Source organism: Pseudoalteromonas sp. PPB1, from assembly GCF_015356275.1.
Taxonomy (GTDB): domain Bacteria; phylum Pseudomonadota; class Gammaproteobacteria; order Enterobacterales; family Alteromonadaceae; genus Pseudoalteromonas; species Pseudoalteromonas rubra_D.
In genome coordinates, this window is record NZ_JACEQV010000001.1 from 387,957 (window position 1) to 405,917 (window position 17,961).

Annotated in this window: 13 protein-coding genes; 6 read left to right on the forward strand and 7 right to left on the reverse strand. The window is 48.7% G+C overall.

Features of this window, described 5'->3' with window-relative positions; translation table 11 throughout:
* Positions 1–14 precede the first annotated feature (14 nt).
* Both IY568_RS01720 and IY568_RS01725 read left to right on the forward strand, forming a co-directional pair.
* A complete protein-coding gene (locus IY568_RS01720) occupies positions 15–983 on the forward strand; it encodes a class 1 fructose-bisphosphatase (protein ID WP_125558429.1) in 969 nt (322 codons plus the stop codon).
* A gap of 107 nt (positions 984–1,090) precedes the next feature.
* Positions 1,091–1,999 (forward strand): immunity 49 family protein, encoded by a 909-nt coding sequence (locus IY568_RS01725; RefSeq protein WP_194866628.1) that lies wholly within the window; start codon positions 1,091–1,093, stop codon positions 1,997–1,999.
* 87 nt (positions 2,000–2,086) lie between these two features.
* Here the strand turns inward: IY568_RS01725 and IY568_RS25220 are convergent, their stop codons facing one another.
* The 6 genes from IY568_RS25220 to IY568_RS01755 form a co-directional block, all read right to left on the reverse strand.
* Positions 2,087–4,261 carry a carbohydrate-binding protein gene (locus IY568_RS25220; RefSeq protein ID WP_194866629.1) on the reverse strand — a complete coding sequence of 725 codons (2,175 nt, stop codon included), beginning with the start codon at positions 4,259–4,261 and terminating at the stop codon, positions 2,087–2,089.
* A 542-nt stretch (positions 4,262–4,803) separates the two neighbouring features.
* Positions 4,804–7,407: a TonB-dependent receptor gene (locus tag IY568_RS01735; RefSeq protein ID WP_194866630.1), complete on the reverse strand. Its 2,604-nt coding sequence runs from the start codon at positions 7,405–7,407 to the stop codon at positions 4,804–4,806.
* A 166-nt stretch (positions 7,408–7,573) separates the two neighbouring features.
* Complete coding sequence (locus IY568_RS01740) at positions 7,574–9,172, reverse strand: glycoside hydrolase family 3 protein (protein ID WP_194866631.1); 1,599 nt, start codon at positions 9,170–9,172, stop codon at positions 7,574–7,576.
* Between the two features lie 196 nt (positions 9,173–9,368).
* Positions 9,369–10,142, reverse strand: coding sequence for an ATP-binding cassette domain-containing protein (locus IY568_RS01745; protein WP_010383357.1), 774 nt, complete (start codon positions 10,140–10,142; stop codon positions 9,369–9,371).
* Positions 10,135–11,103, reverse strand: a complete 969-nt coding sequence (locus tag IY568_RS01750; protein WP_125558439.1) for an ABC transporter permease — start codon at positions 11,101–11,103, stop codon at positions 10,135–10,137. The genes IY568_RS01745 and IY568_RS01750 overlap by 8 nt, the downstream gene beginning before the upstream one ends.
* Positions 11,104–11,111: 8 nt before the next feature.
* Complete coding sequence (locus IY568_RS01755) at positions 11,112–12,197, reverse strand: substrate-binding domain-containing protein (protein ID WP_228553062.1); 1,086 nt, start codon at positions 12,195–12,197, stop codon at positions 11,112–11,114.
* Between the two features lie 294 nt (positions 12,198–12,491).
* On the opposite strand from IY568_RS01755, the gene IY568_RS01760 reads away from it, so the two are divergent.
* Positions 12,492–13,673: an ROK family transcriptional regulator gene (locus IY568_RS01760; RefSeq protein ID WP_125558440.1), complete on the forward strand. Its 1,182-nt coding sequence runs from the start codon at positions 12,492–12,494 to the stop codon at positions 13,671–13,673.
* A gap of 12 nt (positions 13,674–13,685) precedes the next feature.
* Here IY568_RS01760 and IY568_RS01765 read toward each other — a convergent pair whose 3' ends face one another.
* Complete coding sequence (locus IY568_RS01765; RefSeq protein ID WP_194866632.1) at positions 13,686–14,516, reverse strand: sulfurtransferase; 831 nt, start codon at positions 14,514–14,516, stop codon at positions 13,686–13,688.
* 95 nt (positions 14,517–14,611) lie between these two features.
* On the opposite strand from IY568_RS01765, the gene IY568_RS01770 reads away from it, so the two are divergent.
* The 3 genes from IY568_RS01770 to IY568_RS01780 all read left to right on the forward strand — a co-directional run bounded on the left by IY568_RS01770 (position 14,612) and on the right by IY568_RS01780 (position 17,623).
* Positions 14,612–15,616, forward strand: a complete 1,005-nt coding sequence (locus IY568_RS01770; RefSeq protein WP_125558444.1) for a glycosyltransferase family 9 protein — start codon at positions 14,612–14,614, stop codon at positions 15,614–15,616.
* 50 nt (positions 15,617–15,666) lie between these two features.
* Positions 15,667–16,407, forward strand: a complete 741-nt coding sequence (locus IY568_RS01775; protein ID WP_228553063.1) for a glycosyltransferase family 25 protein — start codon at positions 15,667–15,669, stop codon at positions 16,405–16,407.
* A gap of 376 nt (positions 16,408–16,783) precedes the next feature.
* On the forward strand, positions 16,784–17,623 hold the full coding sequence (locus IY568_RS01780; protein WP_194866633.1) for a glycosyltransferase: 840 nt from the start codon (positions 16,784–16,786) through the stop codon (positions 17,621–17,623).
* The last annotated feature ends 338 nt before the right edge of the window (positions 17,624–17,961 follow it).

The window sequence follows — 17,961 nt, forward strand, 5'->3', positions numbered from 1 at the left end:
CAGGACTAAAATTTATGCGTAGACTTCCACCGGTGTTAATTGAAGACGGCTGTTCCCGTGAACTGGTTTCTCTGATCCGAACCATTCTGGCTGCCTGTAAAGAAATCTCTTTCCGCGTAGGTCAGGGCGCGCTGTCAGGCGTGCTGGGCTCAACACTGGATGAAAACATTCAGGGCGAAACTCAGAAGAAACTCGACGTACTGTCTAACCAGCTACTCAAAGACATTCTGCTGGAGTCTGGCTATGTAAAAGCCATTGCTTCAGAAGAAGAAGAAGGCACGGTCGCGGGCAGCCCGGATGCCAAATTTATTGTCGCATTCGACCCGCTGGATGGTTCATCTAATACTGATATCAATTCTCTGGTAGGCACCATCTTCTCTATCATGGAAGCCCCGGAAGATGCCGATCCGGCGGATCCGGCTATCTTTATGCAGCCGGGCCACAAGCAAATAGCCGCAGGCTACGTCCTGTATGGCCCGTGCACCACACTGGCCCTGACCACAGGTAAAGGCACGCGTATCTTCACGCTAGATAAAACCCACGGCAGCTTCCTGCTGACCGAAGAGTTTGCCAAAGTACCGGCCGACACTCAGGAGTTTGCCATCAACGCGTCAAACCAGCGTCACTGGCAACCGGCCATGCAAAACTACATCAACGACCTGCTGGCAGGCGACACAGGCCCGCGCGGTAAAAACTTCAACATGCGCTGGATTGCTGCCATGGTAGGTGATGTACACCGCGTGCTATGTCGCGGCGGCCTGTTTACTTACCCGGCAGACACTAAAAACCCGGAAAAACCGTACAAACTGCGCCTGATGTACGAAGCCAATCCGATGGCCATGCTGGTAGAGCAAGCCGGCGGTCTGGCCCATACCGGTGAGCAACGCATTCTGGATATCGACCCGGAGCATATCCACCAGCGCGTAGCCGTGATCTTAGGCTCGAAAAACGAAGTCGAAGCGTGTATTGGGTATCATAAATAAGACCCTTATCTAGCTACATACTTTACACGCCATGGTGAGCTCGCCATGGCGTTTTTGTTTCTCCCCTTTTATTTCATCATCACCTGCTCTTGCAGCCTGGAGACTCAATGACACAAGTACACCATTATGGCAGTGCCAGAGAGCTGGACTTTTATATTGAACGTTATCGTTCCTACGTTAGAAGTGCATATTTCGCCAAAAATGCTTTTATCGCGCATAAGACACACCTGGAGTCCATGACTGGTGATAGCTGGGAGTATTCTCAAGCTAAAGACTGGGAGAGTGGATTTAACTTTGCCCTGCATGCCCAACGTCACCACAACGAAGCACGCTGGTTTTTACGTCAAGCTTACAATTACCGACTAGTGCACTTTAAGCGTCATTTATTCCCGCAACAGAGCCATGAACTGCGTATTGAGGACGTAGCAATCAATCGCCCGGGAGAAAGGCTCAGTCATGGTATTCACCCGTCTGACTGGTACGATACCATTATGCTTGCACTGGCTTACAACGAAGGTGAGGCACTAGCCTGGCTGGATAAGTTTGACAAGCAGGCAATGGACTACGATGCCAATGCCCGGTTTATACAGCCCTTACAACTGGCTGAGTTTCACATTGTTAAAGCCATTTTAAAACCGCAGTCCCGGGATCTGGTGCAAACCATCCAGGCCTATATGCAAGTTGATGTTTCAGGAGGAGCGGACAAAGATGCATTCTATGCACACAACTACTCATTGCCTAAGATCGACTGCTTGCTCAGTGTTTTCTGCCATGAGGACGAACAAACCTATCTGCAAAAAATGAATGACGCTCTAGATAAGTTTGCAGCAAGCGCAAAAAAAGCAGACCAAGATGACGACCTGTTCCCGGACTTTGCCCTGGCACTACTCGGGCCAGCTCGCCTAGCCTATCGTAATAAAGGCTATCTGATCCCGGATCACCCTTATCTGCCGCAATGGCTGATCACCGAGGATCTCCACGAAATGGCACCTCCACCTCAGCCAGATTCGCTGTAAGCGGGTACCTTGCCACACAAAACAAAAAAGCCATGGCCGCTTGCGCGTGCCATGGCTTGCTCTTAATCAAACCGTGCTAACGTGTCATTACTGACAATTGGCAATTTCTTTCCATGGGCCCAGTGAGGCCGGGTTGTTACCCTGAGTCCACCACTTCGCTTCATAGGTTTTACCGCCAAAGGTCACCTGCTCACCGCCGGTGTATACCTGAGTCTCATTCCAGGGGGCTGGGCAAGAATTGCCAGGTTCAAAGGTCACCTGTACGCTGTGTGCAGCAGACAGTGCCGGGAAAGTGTAGCTTGACTGCGCTGTCACGCTCACGCCATCGACTTTCAATGTAGCAACACGATAGCCGCTGTCTGGTACAAAGGTCAGCGTAAAGTCGGTGTTGCCTTTAGCGCTGATCACACCGCTTGCATCCGGCGCTGGTGAAATGCTACCACCCGTGCCTACAACCGTTGCCGTGATATCGTAGAATACCGGTACGTCAATCACTGCATCGACAAAGTTACCCGATACATAATCGAAGTTTGCAGCGCTGAGGCTGTTCACATCAGTGTTTTTCAGTACCAGACGCTTCTGATCACCTTTTGATGCGGTCTCATCCAGCGTGATCACCGTATCAGTACCTTCCTGCGTTAGCACCAGCATAGAGAAGGTATAGTTGAACAGTGGCATGCTGATCACGGTTTTAGCCGGATCAAAACTGTTCACTGTCAGCGCCATATTCCAGCCCCAGTTTTGGCTGTTCAGCGGCACGATGAAGCCCAGGCGGTCATAACCACCGGTGACGTTATCAAACATCTCAGGCGTCAGATCAGCCACTGTCAGGCCTACCAACTCAACCGAGCTGTAAATACCACCATCTTTAGCCTGTACACCGACGACCAAGGCAGTGTCTGTTTCGTAGGCTTTCAGGTGCTTAAAGCCAATCCCAGCGGTCCCACGGATCTTATCCAGCTGAGGATTGAAGCCTGTTACGGTTTGCTTACCAGACCACGCAATTTCATAGATATCCGACTGGGCGATCACCGCTTCGGTATTGACGTTCACAGCCGCAGCTGACACGCCTTCGAGCACCACACGCTGACCAGCGAACGCTAATTCAACACCTGCAGGTACATCTGACACAGACAGGTTACTCAGTGGTGCAGCAGCCTGCCAGTCACGCAAGATGATGCGATCTTCGCCAACAGTGAAGTCACGTACAGTGGTCACTGAGCCGCTTTGCTCATGCAGTTCAATGGTGTCTGCACCACCGCCAGGCAGTACTAAGTCGTTACCCCAACCAGCGGAGAGCTTTTCATCGTATTTAGAACCTTCGATAACGTCATCCGCTGGCGTGTCGAAGATGGTGTTGTAGCCACCAAACTTGTGTACATATTTGGTGATACAGGTACCCAGTTCATCACAAGTGATCTCATCCTTGGTCAGCAGGCGTGCTGTTCCCCAGGCACCACGTAAGTGTGCCGCAGCCAGCAGGCCAGACATGGTTGCTTGTACTGTGATGGCGTTACCATTGTCATCTGTGCCAGGCCAGCTCTTCGCCAGTGCCTGCTCCCAGGTCATGTTGGCATCGGTCAGCAACTGCGTCATCACGCCATAATTGAAACGCATGGCATCACGCATCACCAATTCCTGATTATCCGGGATCAATAGGTCAGCAAACGAATTGACACCATTCTTACCAACAAAGGTCCCTTCCCAGCGGTTTACATCTGTTGCCTGGATTTGGTTACCACCCGAGCCGACGATCTCAACCAGGGCTTCTGTTTTACAGCCAATCCAGGTGCTGTCTTCCACAAACACATAGAAACTGTCGTATTCCTTACCATCCACTGTCACCACTTTCGGGCTATAGTAACCGGCATCGATCAGTACCGCTTCACCCAGCTGATAACCCACGAAACCCCATGCATTCATAGAGTTATACTGCATGGTTTTGAACATCTCGGCACTATACGGAGTTTGTGAGTTATAGATGCCGTCAATGCCCAGCTTAGTGAAGAACTGATTAATGGTGGTATCTTCCGGGATCATGCTGCCTGTTGAGCAGTCACGTACCATACGACCCGGCGCTGAGACTTTGGCATACTTGTAAACCGGGTTATTCAGGTTCTCAAGGTAAAAATCTGCCAGAGCAGGGTTAATTCCCGATTCGAAGTTTCTTAAGCTATCCAAAAAGTCCTGTACGCCTGTTCCCGCTGACGCAGAACAACTTAAGATAACGGCTACTGCACATCCTGTCATTTTCAATTTCATTAGGTGTTTCCTCATTATTTTTTTAATCGAAACAAATCCAGCAATATCAACCCGATCAGAGCAACAATTTTAATGAACATCCGCGACCCAACCCTAAGCCGCCTACCAATAAACCCGCATTAATTATCCACACCGGGTTTATATCGCTGAAGCAGTGAGCTAACCTATCTTGCTGAATCTACAAAACAGGCATTTCTATTTGCTCAACTAATATACAAGCTAGCGTTCGCAAAATAATAAGTCAATTGTTTTTACAAAATTTATTGCAATAAAGTTTCATGCGTAGGATCAGGCAATAACAGGTGAAATAAGGCAAGCCGGGCAAACCTGCCTTAACCGAGTAGAAGTGTGGGCACATCGCACCATCCCGGCAAATATTGCTGAGGCATTCAGTGTATGTCCCCCTTATCCGCACACCTGGGCAATCTTCCTTGCCAGGTGATGCGCGGATTGACCAGTTAAAACCGAACTGGCCTAAAGGAAGCGGGAACTTCCCTTATTCTGAGGCCGCACAGCATGGGATGCCGTGCGGGAGATCAGTGTTAGAAACGAACGCTGGCACCCACAAAGTAACGCGTACCAAACTCATCAACAGCGTGCACAATATTGCCTGCCGTTGGCTGTCTTAGCACCAGCGCCTCATTGAGCAGGTTAATCGCTTCAAATGACACATCAATGTTATCGGTCACATGCCATACCACAGAAGCATCAACCTGGTCGTACGCATCATTCAGACTATCCAGACTGCTACCGTTATACTGGCGTACCCAGTCATCACGGTAGTTGTAAGCCAGGCGCACACTGAACAAGTCGTTTTCGTAGTAACCCGACAAGTTGTAGGAGTTTTGCGATACTTCTTCAATGGGCATTTCCTTACCCGTCGAGTCAGTGCGACTGCTATCGGTATAGGTGTAGTTTGCTTGTATACCAAAGCCATTTTCAAACGCATGCTGGTACTGTAATTCAATACCACGCACATCGGCTGTTCCGACGTTACGCGAGCGCGTCACCAGACATCCTTCACCACATCCAGGATAGAACTCAGCAGCAGTTGTTTGCTCAATGTAGTCACTGATGTTCTTCACAAACAAGGTCGCACCTAAAACGGAAGACGGGTTGAAGTACCATTCGATACCCATGTCGTATTGGTCTGACTTATACGGGTCCAGATCCGGACTGCCAACATTTGCCGTTTTAAAGCTCTCTGAGATGATGTCTGCAACTTTCATGTCGTCATAATCTGGGCGTGACACCGTAGATCCCGCCGCAAACCGGAAGATCATGTCCTCGCTCAGATCGATCGCCAGGTTCAGGCTGGGAAGATAATTGGTATAGCTTTTATCTACTTCTCCCTTCACCCCATTGATTTCACCTTTGGAGAGAATGTCTGTTTCGACTACACGCAGACCTAAGTTACCGCGAAAACCTTCCCCTGAGAAATTGGCTTTGACGTACGCAGCGGCAATGTCCTCTTCAATGGAGAAAGCATCTTTAACGGTGACCGTGCCCGGTGCATTGTTACGCGCATAGTCCCACAACCCGCGAGTACCGATTGGAAAACCTGACAAGCTGCCAGCACGCCCTTCAGCACTATGCAGACCCGACACAAAGCCGCCATTAAAGTCGCCCAGTGTCAGTCGTTCACCCCCTTCACGGATAGCGTCCACACTCAGATCCTGATTATTTTCCTGATATGAGAACACTTGCTCCTGGAACTTAATACCAGCCTGGATTGATGTCATCACAGGAGAATCCAGCTCAAAGGTAAAATCTGCCTGAATATAATCTATCTCATTGTCACGCTCATAATTGATATAGGTATATTCATGGAACAGTTCAAAATTATCATGACTACTCATATAGTCCGGGTTAACCGGAATAAGCTCCAGCGGGCCGCTAACATCGTAAGAAAAACCGGAATTGGCACGCTCACTGATATCGCCCCACCACGTACTTGTCTGGCCAATACGGCCTTCAGCAGTTGACTGACCAATAACAAAGTCGGCGGACCAGGCTTCAGCTTGATAATTTGCAGTAAAGTTAATGACATCCGTTTGCATATCCGGAGTACGCAATACCGTGTTGTTGAAAAGTGGTGCGCGACCCGGGCCTGAGGCTGTGACCGTTGCTGCAGTAACAATCCCTTGCTCATTCACTCTGACCGAATCTCCCTGCAAGGTACCGTAGCCCATGATGGTGAACAAAGCCGAGTTAATGTGGTCGTTTTCCAGTTCAAACAAATTGTAATCCAAGCCTAGTGTCAGCGCATCGCTCGGCGCATACTGAACACTGATCTGGCTGCTGCTGCGCTCTCTGTCCTCATCGAACAGAATAGATGCCGCACAACAAGACGTTTTTCTGAGCACGCCATTACTGTCTTCCAGCTCCGTTGCACCTGGTGGTCCGAATGTGGATAACGTCTCACGATATACTTTCGACTCTTCATTTGAATAGGCAACAAGAATACCAAAGTTCTCCTGCTCGTTTTTCCAACTTGCCAAACCAGAGTAGGCTGGCGACCACTCTTTGGCATTACCATGATAGGCATTTTCTACAGATGCAAACACAGTACCTGAATCCATATCAAGGGGCTTGCGAGTCTTGAGGTTAACCGTACCACCCATCGCGCCTTCGTTAATATCCGATTCAACCGACTTGTAGACATCCATACCGGAGATTTGCTCTGAGGCAAGCATTTCAAAGTTAAAGCTACGGTTCACACCACCCAAATCAAACCAACCAACACTGGCAACGTTCTGACCGTTCAGCAACACCATGCTGTGTTCAGGCGCAGTACCACGCACAGTCACACCACTTACCTCACCAAAGGTTCTGACTACGGTCACCCCTGGAATACGCTGCATCGCATCACCGATATTCTTGTCGGGGAATTTACCTATGTCTTCAGCCGAAATCGAGTCAACAACAGAGTTTGCAAAGCGCTTGGTATTTAGCGCCTCAGTCAGGCTCCGTCTGATCCCTCTGACTTCAATGGTTTCGATTGCCTGATTCGCACCATCCTGTTCCTCTGCCGCAGCACCAAACGACATACCCGACAACGCTGTTGCCACACATACTGCCACGTAACTGGATTTCAGATAGTTATTCAGATACTTGGTTTTTACCTTTGAGCCCTGATTTTTCATGCTCTTCTCCCCTTTGCCTTATCCCAAGCCGTTCATTCCCAGTGAGTCGACTGGCTTGTGTTATTATCAAACTGTCATTTTTTATTAGTAAAATTGATATACTAAGTATTTATTAAATCATTTTGACTAATTGTCAAGCACTTATTATTTCGTTTTACTGATCTTTTTAAAGTTGCTCTGCGATGGCTCGGGCACTCACGGCCCTGCTCGAGTAAGCACAAACATAAGTTGATAGATCAGCATATTGCGATATTTCGTAATCAGAACGCATGGCAACCACAATGACCCTGTCAGGCCATTTTTGTAGCGCCTGTTGGACACGTTGCTGTTGGGCTGCCACGTCAAAGCTTTCTCCTGGCAAGGGGTAATCTTCAGTGATCAGCACTAAGGGTTCAGCCAGTGGTTCAGTAGGGGCCTGTAGCGCCGCCATAAACTGATCATGCTGCCAGAGTCGATATTCCCGCCCACGCTCTGCCAGTGTCTCCAGAATCACATCCCGGGCCGAATTCGGGTCGTTAGGACCTATCCCCCGGCTGTTGACAATGTTGTCGTACCCTTTGGGATCAGCAGCAAACGCCAACGTAAAGGCGCGCCCTTCGAGTGGCCATAGCTGGTCGTCATTGCGTAATACTCGAATGGCCGAATTTGCCGCCTCTCGCGCCAGTTCATTCGCACTTTCCAGTACACTGGCCGATGTTTGTGATGAGGTTGCAAAATGCTGGTACTTAAATGCCAGTACCTGTTGCAAGCGAGCATCAATAACCGATTCACTTAAGCTACCCTGCTTAACCGCAGCGATAACGCCATCAATGGTTTGTGCCTGAATCGCTTTGTAAGGGGTGGTGCTGTTTTCGTAGTGCTCTTCACTGAGCATTACCAGATTGGCGCCTGCTTGCAATGCTAGGATAGCCGCTTCTTCTGGCGCATAGTTTTTGCGCATGGACCACATATTCATACTGTCGGTGATAATAATGCCGTTAAACCCCAACTGCTGGCGCAAGACCCCCTGCAAAATTGTGGACGATAAGGTCGCCGGATAGTCGGCATCTATTTGCGGGTAGCTGATATGACTGGTCATGATCAGCGGAACGCCAGACTCAATCGCCGCCTTAAAAGGCAGCAGATCTTCACACATCAATTGCTGCAAAGACTTGTCTACTACAGGCAGTGTCTGGTGCGAGTCATTGTGGGTGTCTCCGTGACCCGGAAAATGTTTGGCACAACTCAGACTGCCGCTGCGCTGCACACCACGAACCGCAGCAGCAACATGACGAGCAACGTGATGGGTCTGCTCGCCAAAGGCGCGCAGTCCAATGATCGGGTTATCCGGATTAGCATTCACATCAGCGCAGGGTGATAGCAGAGTATTGTAGCCAACTTGCTGCATCTGCTCGGCAAACACCTGATACATATCTGCAGTCAGTGCCGTATTGTCCGCTTTACCCAGGCCCAGGTTACCCGGGCCCAGATCGGTATACTGAGTCAGGATCCCCCAGGAACCTTCCTGATCAACAGCCAGCAATAAAGGGGCATCACAGGCTCTCAACGCTGCTTCATGCTGTAACTCATGAGCTAACTGCGCCGCGCTAGTCGGGTTGGCAGCATTATCATCCGTAATGTAAAAGCCGCCGATATGCCGCTCCTTGACCAGCGTCTTTGCGTAGTCACGGTCTTCTCCGGCAAATGCCAGAACAAACAACTGTCCGACTTTTTCTTCGATAGAAAGTGTGTCGATAAGCTGTGCTACTTTCTTTTCAATATCCATACTGCCCTCGATTTTTGGCAAAACAAAGCCCTCAGCGCCACGGCGCCGATTTATTATTCGTTCAGATAAGGAAGCGCCTGTCTGGCACCTCGCGGGTGAAACTGATCCGTTTATATGCCAGTCCAGAGCAGGAGGCGGAGCAATACGCACCCACCTTTAGCTCGTTGGCCAGGCATGAAACCGGACAGATAGTCTGTTAGGCTGCGGACTTAGCGCCCGTGATCAGTCCGACCAGATCTTCTTTGGTCACATCGCTGACCGACACATCTGCCACCGATTGCCCCTGATACAACACCACCGCACGATCACAGGTTTCAACCACATGCTGCATGTTGTGACTGATCAGCAGCACAGCAACCCCCTGAGAGCTGATCACATTGATCAGTTCATTGACCTGCGCACTCTGCTCAACACCCAGTGCTGCCGTCGGCTCATCCATGATCACAATGTCGGCTCCCCAATTCACCGCGCGAGCAATGGCAACAGCCTGACGCTGACCACCAGAAAGGCGATGGATCTGTTCCTGATAACTCGGAATGCGGCTGTTCAGCCGATTCAGGGCTTTCTTCGCACGCTTCTCCATGGCTTTTTTATCCAGCCAGCCAAGGCGGCGTAAAATCGGGTTTTTATGTCGGATCTCTCGATTGAGAAACAGGTTTTCCGTGATATCAAACTCCGGCACCATGGCCAGGTCCTGAAACACAGTTTCTATTCCCGCTTCACGTGATGCCAAAGGAGAGTCGATATGCACCGGCTGACCATTAACCAGAATGGCCCCTTCATCGGGCGGGTGGATCCCGGAAATGCAGCGCACCAGAGTTGATTTACCAGCACCATTGTCGCCGAGCAATCCCACAACTTCGCCTTTGTTGATGGTAAAGCTCACGCCTTTAAGCGCATGTACACCACCAAAACGCTTATGTACGTCCCTCACTTCGAGGGCGATTTGATCCAATGCACTTCTAACCATTTTTCAACTCCTTGACACCAATTGCCACAGCCACAATCAAGATGGCACCGCGCGCTATCATTTGTTCGTTTGTGGAAAAACCAGACAAGATCAAACCGTTGTTGATCATGCCCATTAACCAGGACCCCAGAATGGCGCCGATAATACACGCGCGGCCACCAAACAAGCTGGTGCCACCAATCGCAACGGCTGCAATAACGGTCAGCAAATCTGCCTCACCCAGGGTATAACGCGCGCCGTGCAAACGACCGGCATACAAGAGTCCGGCCAGCGCAGCCGCCATAGAAGAAATAACCAGGGCATAAATGCGCACCTGAGTCACTTTAATCCCCATCGCCAGAGCCGCTTTAGGGCTACCGCCCACTGCAAGTAAGTGCTTACCAAATGCAAGCTTAGTCAGGACCACATAGCCCAGTGCCGCTATCACCAGGGTCCAGATAAATAAGGAAGGAATGCCAAACAGTTCACCCGCACCAAAAAAGGCGGTAAAAGTTTGATCTATGATTGGCACAGACTCCAGGTTCGTGAGCTGGCGCGACAAACCGGTGATCACGCCCATAGTGCCCAGGGTGATCAACAAAGATGACACCTGCAAACGCTCAATCAGCAAACCGTTGATCAGGCCGACGATCAAACCGACACTGAGTGCCCCCAGCACGGCCAGAGGAATGCCCACATGCTGTAACAACAAGGCACCAACCAGGGCAGATAGCGCCACCACAGAGCCTATTGATAAGTCAATATGACCTACTGCCAGCGCAAAGGTCAGCCCCACGGCCATCACCGTAATAGGCGCAGTTTGACGCACGATGTTCATAAAGTTGGTCAGGCTAAAAAAGCCTGTATCATGCAGTGCGACTGCAAAAATCAGCATCACCGCAAGGAATATATAGTAGATAAAAAACTCTCGTTTCACAGCCAGCAACTTGAGTTGCTGCATAGGTAGTTGATTAACGCTCATGGTATTCCTTATTGTTTTAACGCTAAATTCAGGAGTCTTGGCAGTGGCGACTGAAATGCGCGCTGCCAGATCTCAGCAATGTTGTCTCGCTTAACGGTGTCAAACGGCACTAAGGTAAAGTGTGGCGCCGGTAAACCCAATGTAGAGGCAGCGCCAAGTCGGGCCATGGTCTGCCCGATGTCGAATGGCCTGTCTGCAATGGTGCCATACACATTGCCATCCATCGCCATATCCAGCAGGTTATTCACTCCCAGATCATGGGTGATCACTTTAATGTCGCGTCGACCTAAAGAACGCAGTGCTTCTACCACCCCTTCCGCGGCGGCATCCCAGGACACATAAATGGCCTCCAGTTCAGGGTGTTGCAGTACCATCGCCGCGGCGACATTACTGGTCTCATGCTCTTTAATGAATCCTCTTTCGATAACCACATTCAACCCGGGGTAAGCTGTTAGTCCCTTGCGGTAGGCATTATCACGATTATTGGTGATAAAATAGCTGGCATCGTGGTAAATCATGCCGATTTTGCCTTTATCTCCCAACGCATTGGCCGTCAGATCAGCCGCCGCTTTGCCCATACCAAACATGTCATCCGTCACGATACCGACGAAGTCTTTGCCTTGCTCAAAACCCGGGATGGGGTTGCTCAGTAATACCAGTTTAGCGCCACGCTCAATGGCTTTGGCATAACTTTGCTTGGTACTAACTCCATCAACACTGAGCGAAAGAATAATATCGGGTTTCAGCGCGGCAATGTTCTCCAGATCGGCCACTTGCTTCGCAGGATCAAACTGGGCGTCAGTCGCAGCCACCACTCTAATGCCTAGTTTTTCAAATTCGGCACGTGCGCCGCGCGATACTGCAGCCACCCACGGACTGGCTCCATGCCAAACAAGCGCAGCAGTCAAATCTTTTGATTTAATTTGCTCACTCTGCTGCTCTGTCAGGTGGATATCACTGGATTTTGCCGCTTTGCTCCAGTCTATACTTTGTGCTGCCCAGCTCATCGACGTTGCACAGAGCGCAGCAGCGGCAAACATCCCGCTAAACCACGTCCGACGGCGGTGGCCATTCATCTGAGTTCCTGTAGACATAGGTAGATCCTGCTGTTGATTATTAAAATTCGCGCTTGCGAACGCCCTAACTGCCATTTTTATACTGGCATTTAGGATCTGTTTTGTTGTATTTATAGTCATATTCAGCCAACAAACCGTTTATGTCAATTAGTTTGACTAATTATTTTTTATTCGGTTTAGCCTCATGATCGAGTAAGATAATCGGCTTAGTTCAGGGAGAATGTGTTGTGTAAGCAGGTACATACGGCACATTGACTGGGGTGATATCATGATAAAACCCCCAAATTAGATTCAAATAGTAAGGCGAACACATTGAAAGGCTCCAACGCAAAACAGAATAAATCGATAAATTTGCGTCTTGTACTCTCTCAGATTGTCACTCAGGGGCCAATCTCCCGTGTTGAGATTGCCCGCAATACCCAGTTGACCAAACAAACCATAACCAACATGGTGGAAGAACTGCTGAGCGTTCAACTTGTTGAAGAAACCGGTATAAAAAAATCAGAAGGTGCGGGTAAACCTTCAAAAATGCTGATTCTGAATAAAAAGGCGGCATATACGCTGGCAATACGCATCGTTGATCGCGAGCTGGAAGTTGGCCTGTTTTATCTCAACGGTGAACTACTCAACCGACTACACACCCACCTTGATACAGGCGATACCCTGCTCGATAAGGCCAAATATCTGATTGACACCTTATTGACCGTCGCCAACCTGAGCGTATCTCAGGTGCTTGGCTGCGGCCTATCGGTACAACTGAGCCATCTTAAAGGCGTCGAAATTTTTGCCCACAATCGGGAACTTCAGCAGCAACTGGCCGATACGCTGGGCGTACCCGTGGCACTGGAAACAACGGCATCTGCCTGCGCCAGTTTTCAGATGTTGTTTGGCGAAGCCCGGCTGCTGGACAGCTTTGTCTATGTACATCTGGGTAACCAGGTGGAGTCGGCGGTAGTATACGATCGACGGATCCTGCTCGGTCAGAATGGTCTGACCGGCGCACTGGGTGAGCTGTTTGTGACCCCTGAAACAGATGATGACACCGCTGAACTGGGTCGGCTGAACGACTTTGCCTCGTTAAGTGCCCTAAAAAACAGCCTCGGACGCCCAGGTTGCAGCACCGAAGAGCTGCATCACCAGCTACAGGAACACCCGGTGATAGAGCGCTGGCTCGAACAGGCTGCGGAGCCGATGCGGATAGCAATCCACAGTATTGAGTCCCTGCTGAATACCCAAACCATCATTTTGGGCGGTGACATCAATGACTGGCTGCTTGATAAGCTCACATCTGAATTACGCCCGTTCATTCCGTCCATTGCGCAGTTTGGCGAACGCCAGGTGGTGCGACTGGTCAAAACCCCGGACGTCGCCAACATTGCCCTCAAGGGCATTGCTACCTTGCCGTTGCACAGTGCACTCAGCGCTAAAAACATGCAGACCTTGTACTTTCCAGCTATCAACCAGCCCAGTGAGCTTCAGGAGCTGGTCTACTAGATTAGTAAAGTGTTATGTGGGGCAAGTGGCAACAGGCAGACTTGCGTCTTGCCCCCATTCACTCCAGGACCCGTCATAAACAGATAAAGGGTAAAACCCACATTCATCCGCAATCATGGCCAAAATGCAGGCCGTGACCCCGGAGCCACAGCTAAACTGTAAGGCCTGGTTAATAACCCCGGCTTCCGTTAATAAAGCCCGTAACTGCGCTTTCGGTTTAATTAACCCACTGTCATCCAGCACGCTCGCATAATGGACATTCGCACTGCCCGGAATATGGCCACTGCGCATCCCCACGCGGGGTTCTCGTTCCTGGCCACTAAACCGCGCCGGGCTGCGTGCATCCAGTAATAATACTTCAGGGTTGTCTATCGCTTCTAACACGTCATGCTTATCAATGAAGTAACCTCTTTGAGGATCGGCGACGAAATCTCCGGGTTCACTGCTATGTGCATAATCAGTCGCAACAGGTAAGCCCAGTTCAAGCCACTTGACTAAGCCCCCGTCCAGCACATAAACCTGCTCAAACCCCATAGCCTTAAACATCCACCAGGCCCGGGCAGCACTGAACAAAGCAAAATTGTCGTAAACAACCACAGTATCCTGCTGGTTAATTCCCAATGCCCTGACGCCACGCTGAAATTGCGCTGCGCTGCACATTGTATTGGGACATGCGCCAGTGACATCACTAAAGGCGTGGCTGATATCAAAACGTTTTGCCCCCGCAATAATCCCCGATGGCACATAATTTCCTTTTGTTCCTGGTTTGAGCATGCCGCAATCAAGCACAGTGACGCGACTGAGGTTTTTCAGTAACCAGTGACAACTTTTAGTGTTTTTCATTTTTTAACTTTTGTATAAATTTGTAGGACAAGGATGATTTTGTTCATTCGCTTTGGGTATACTAGTTTGGATCAGTGCCCATAACAAGAAAACCCATGTCCAAGAAAGCCATCGAGCCTAATAACATCAATGGTCCCATTTTAGTGATACTTCCTCGCTTTATTGGCGACGCTATCAACTCATTACCTGCGATCGAGCTGCTCAATAACTTGTATCCAGGAAAAAAGGTGTGCTTACTTATTCGCCCCTACATGCGTGACGTGTTGGAAAGGGCTGAAGGATATGACTTTGAGTTGATAGAAGATGCTCGCTATCATCCAAATGAGCGTATCGGTTTATATCGCTTCGCCAAAACACTGAAAGCCTCTCAATTCTCCATGGCGGTACTGTTACGTGGTTCATTCATAGAAGCAGTATTGGCAAAACTGGCAGGGATCCGTTATGTGGTTGGCTATGCTCAGAATGGCCGCAAACCTTTACTTTCTCACCCGCTTAAACTCAACGAATGTCATCATTATATCTTTCGCTATTGTCGTCTGGTAAATGACGCACATGGGAAACCACTGCAGAGTTTCTCTTTACCGCGACTTAAAGCAAACAAAGCTCAACTGACACACCCGGAGCCTCATGCAACCGCAGTTTATATTGGCGGCAAGAACAAGGCGACGCGTCACTACCCGGTGCATCTTGCAGCAAACGCGTTGACGAAAATTGTCGCTCAAACTCAGACACATTTGTATTTACTGGGCGATAGCAGCGAATACCATGACGCTGAAGAGTTGAGGCAACAGCTTGCTAGAAAAAATATTGAAGCAACTAATCTCGCCGGTACAACCTCATTAGGCGAGCTAGTCGATACAATCTCAGCCATGGATGCAATGATTACTATAGATTCAGGACCAATGCATATTGCATCCGCATGCAATATACCGACGCTGGCATTAGTTGGTCTGGGCACTTCTCCTTTTTCACTGGTCGCCCCTCTAACGACCCATTGTCAAGTTATTACCAGTCACTCAACAAGCCTTAATGAAGCTGAGATTATTTGCGCAATAGAGCCAGAATACCTTGCCGAACGATACCTGGATCTGTTCAAATAAGCAGGTGACACTTTAATGACATCGTCCTGAGTAATTTCGTAGTAAACACAATGATGCAACCTCCTATTTTTATTATCAATATGGATGGCTGTGAAGACAGATGGCAAACAACCTATACTCGCTTACAAGAAGTAGGGCTGGATGCTAGCCGTTTTTCTGCCACCAACGGCAAGCAGCTGCCTGAATCAGAAGTAGCAACCTGGTATGACCAAGAAGCTAATTTGCAACGCTATCACAGACACCTGACACCAGGTGAAATTGGCTGCTACATTAGCCACTATCGTATCTATGAAAAAGTAGTCAACGAAAACCTGCCTTATGCGCTCGTACTTGAAGATGATCTTCATATTGAAGACAGCCTGGCATCATTATTGGCTCTCATACCAGACCTGAAAGGCTGGGATATGATCAAATTATCCGATAATCGCGCCAACCCTTTTATTGATACGCGAGCGCTCAATGAACAATTTACCCTAGGTAACTACAAGAAAGTACCAAACGGCACTCAAGGCTATCTTATCAGCCTGGCTGGCGCTAAGAAATTACTCAACCGCAAGCCTTTTTATCGACCTGTGGATGTCGACCTGCAATTTCACGGTGAAATCGGACTACGCGTAGTCGGTATCAAACCGTATCCCGTCTCAGAAGATATTAGCTTCGAAAGTGAGATTGCCATCCTGAACAAAGGGCAACATTCCGGCAGAAGCACCTTTACTCGGAACGCAAAGCACCGGATCAGATTATTTTTGCAAAGACAATTTCGCTCAGCGACATTGAAGGATATTCTCTGATATCCGCTGAGTAACGACCTGCTTTGGCATCTAGTCACGCCTCTCCCATTAGGCTAGTCCCCTCATTAGGATACTGGCGCTAAGTTTATAAACTTTGCAAACTTAGTTACAGCATCCTACTTTGGCTACCCACTGAACATGTGTCGCAAATCCAACTGCGATACGGATATAAATACGACTATGAACTGGCGGAGTGTGATAACTTATTTGCACTTCGTTATCTGAACTATTTTAGCCCTATGTCATTCTAATGAACGCTAAACTGGGATGTTCAGTTACGACATTGCCAAAATGAGCATTTTCATATCTAATGACAACCTTGTGCAAAGCACAGGTACAATGCAGCAGCATTCACATCAATATCAGGGGAAAACACTTGAAAAAAGCAATATTTACATTGGCCATAGGTAATAACCCTATGTATCGTGCTGCACTTAAAAGCTTCGAAATATATGCTAAAAAGGTAGGTGCTGATCTCATCATTTCAGACTCATTGCGCTACCCCATCAAAATAGATAACCCACGATATAACGCCAGCCCGGCCTGGACTGAGAAGTTAAGAATTGGCGCGCTCCTTGAGGAATATGACAGAGTGCTATACGTTGATGCCGACGTGTTGATCACGCCTCATGCAAGGGATGTGTTTGAACTTTACCCTGATACGAGTAAAGCGTACTGGTTTAACGAAGGGGTAAAACAAGAGCGAGCGCCTGATATTGAGATGATCCAGCAGGAACTCGGCAAGGTTAACTGGCCACAGCAAGACAATCGCCCAGTCTACTACAATGCCGGAATCATTCTTACTTCAAAACAGTGCGAACTTTTCAAAAAAACTGAATTGAATGACTTACAAAAAATCTGTAACAAGATCACTCACTATGACCAAAGCTATTTTAACTACACTTTGCATAGACATAACATTGCTCATGAAACACTCGACAGGTCATTTAATCGTATGGATATGTTCGGTCATGATGACTACCTTGAAGCTGATTTTATTCACTACGCAGGTAAAGGCTACGCAAAAAATAACCGCCGTCGGGATGTACAGTTTATCCGGGACTTCGCTCAGTTCTACAAGGGGATCGTAGATGACGCAGAAATAGCGACACTAAAGGCACACGCCTGGACTCTTTACCTGGAAAAGATCCACAAGAAGTACCCACTTCCAAACTTCATTTTAACTCAACTGTGTCAATGGTATGTACCCAGATAATTGGAAACAAGGCATTTTTATTGCCACTCCCGGTCATAGTGATTAAGCAATTTGGCTCTGATACTTGCGCGTTTTATTTAGTGACGAAAGCATGACTTAGACAGAGCGGACTATGTGGGGTCACTGAGAAAAGTAACTTCACAGTAAAAACAGTGCTGTTGGCGAAAAAGTATAGAGTATCATGCTATAGAGCCACGGTGCCGGCATGTTCACTCTGTTTATGATGTGAGTATATTGATAAAAGGGCAGTTGCGGATCACTAAGTCACAGAGAATACAACAACGCCAGAAAACAATAATGAATACAGGTAGGGCAAGAATGAGTACGGGCAATACGCC

Excerpts from the sequence above, each read along its gene's own strand:
- IY568_RS01720 (WP_125558429.1), top strand. The coding sequence starts at position 15 with ATGCGTAGACTTCCACCGGTGTTAATTGAAGACGGCTGTTCCCGTGAA.
- IY568_RS01725 (WP_194866628.1), top strand. The coding sequence starts at position 1,091 with ATGACACAAGTACACCATTATGGCAGTGCCAGAGAGCTGGACTTTTAT.
- IY568_RS25220 (WP_194866629.1), bottom strand. The coding sequence starts at position 4,261 with ATGAAATTGAAAATGACAGGATGTGCAGTAGCCGTTATCTTAAGTTGT.
- IY568_RS01735 (WP_194866630.1), bottom strand. The coding sequence starts at position 7,407 with ATGAAAAATCAGGGCTCAAAGGTAAAAACCAAGTATCTGAATAACTAT.
- IY568_RS01740 (WP_194866631.1), bottom strand. The coding sequence starts at position 9,172 with ATGGATATTGAAAAGAAAGTAGCACAGCTTATCGACACACTTTCTATC.
- IY568_RS01745 (WP_010383357.1), bottom strand. The coding sequence starts at position 10,142 with ATGGTTAGAAGTGCATTGGATCAAATCGCCCTCGAAGTGAGGGACGTA.
- IY568_RS01750 (WP_125558439.1), bottom strand. The coding sequence starts at position 11,103 with ATGAGCGTTAATCAACTACCTATGCAGCAACTCAAGTTGCTGGCTGTG.
- IY568_RS01755 (WP_228553062.1), bottom strand. The coding sequence starts at position 12,197 with ATGTCTACAGGAACTCAGATGAATGGCCACCGCCGTCGGACGTGGTTT.
- IY568_RS01765 (WP_194866632.1), bottom strand. The coding sequence starts at position 14,516 with ATGAAAAACACTAAAAGTTGTCACTGGTTACTGAAAAACCTCAGTCGC.
- IY568_RS01770 (WP_125558444.1), top strand. The coding sequence starts at position 14,612 with ATGTCCAAGAAAGCCATCGAGCCTAATAACATCAATGGTCCCATTTTA.
- IY568_RS01775 (WP_228553063.1), top strand. The coding sequence starts at position 15,667 with ATGATGCAACCTCCTATTTTTATTATCAATATGGATGGCTGTGAAGAC.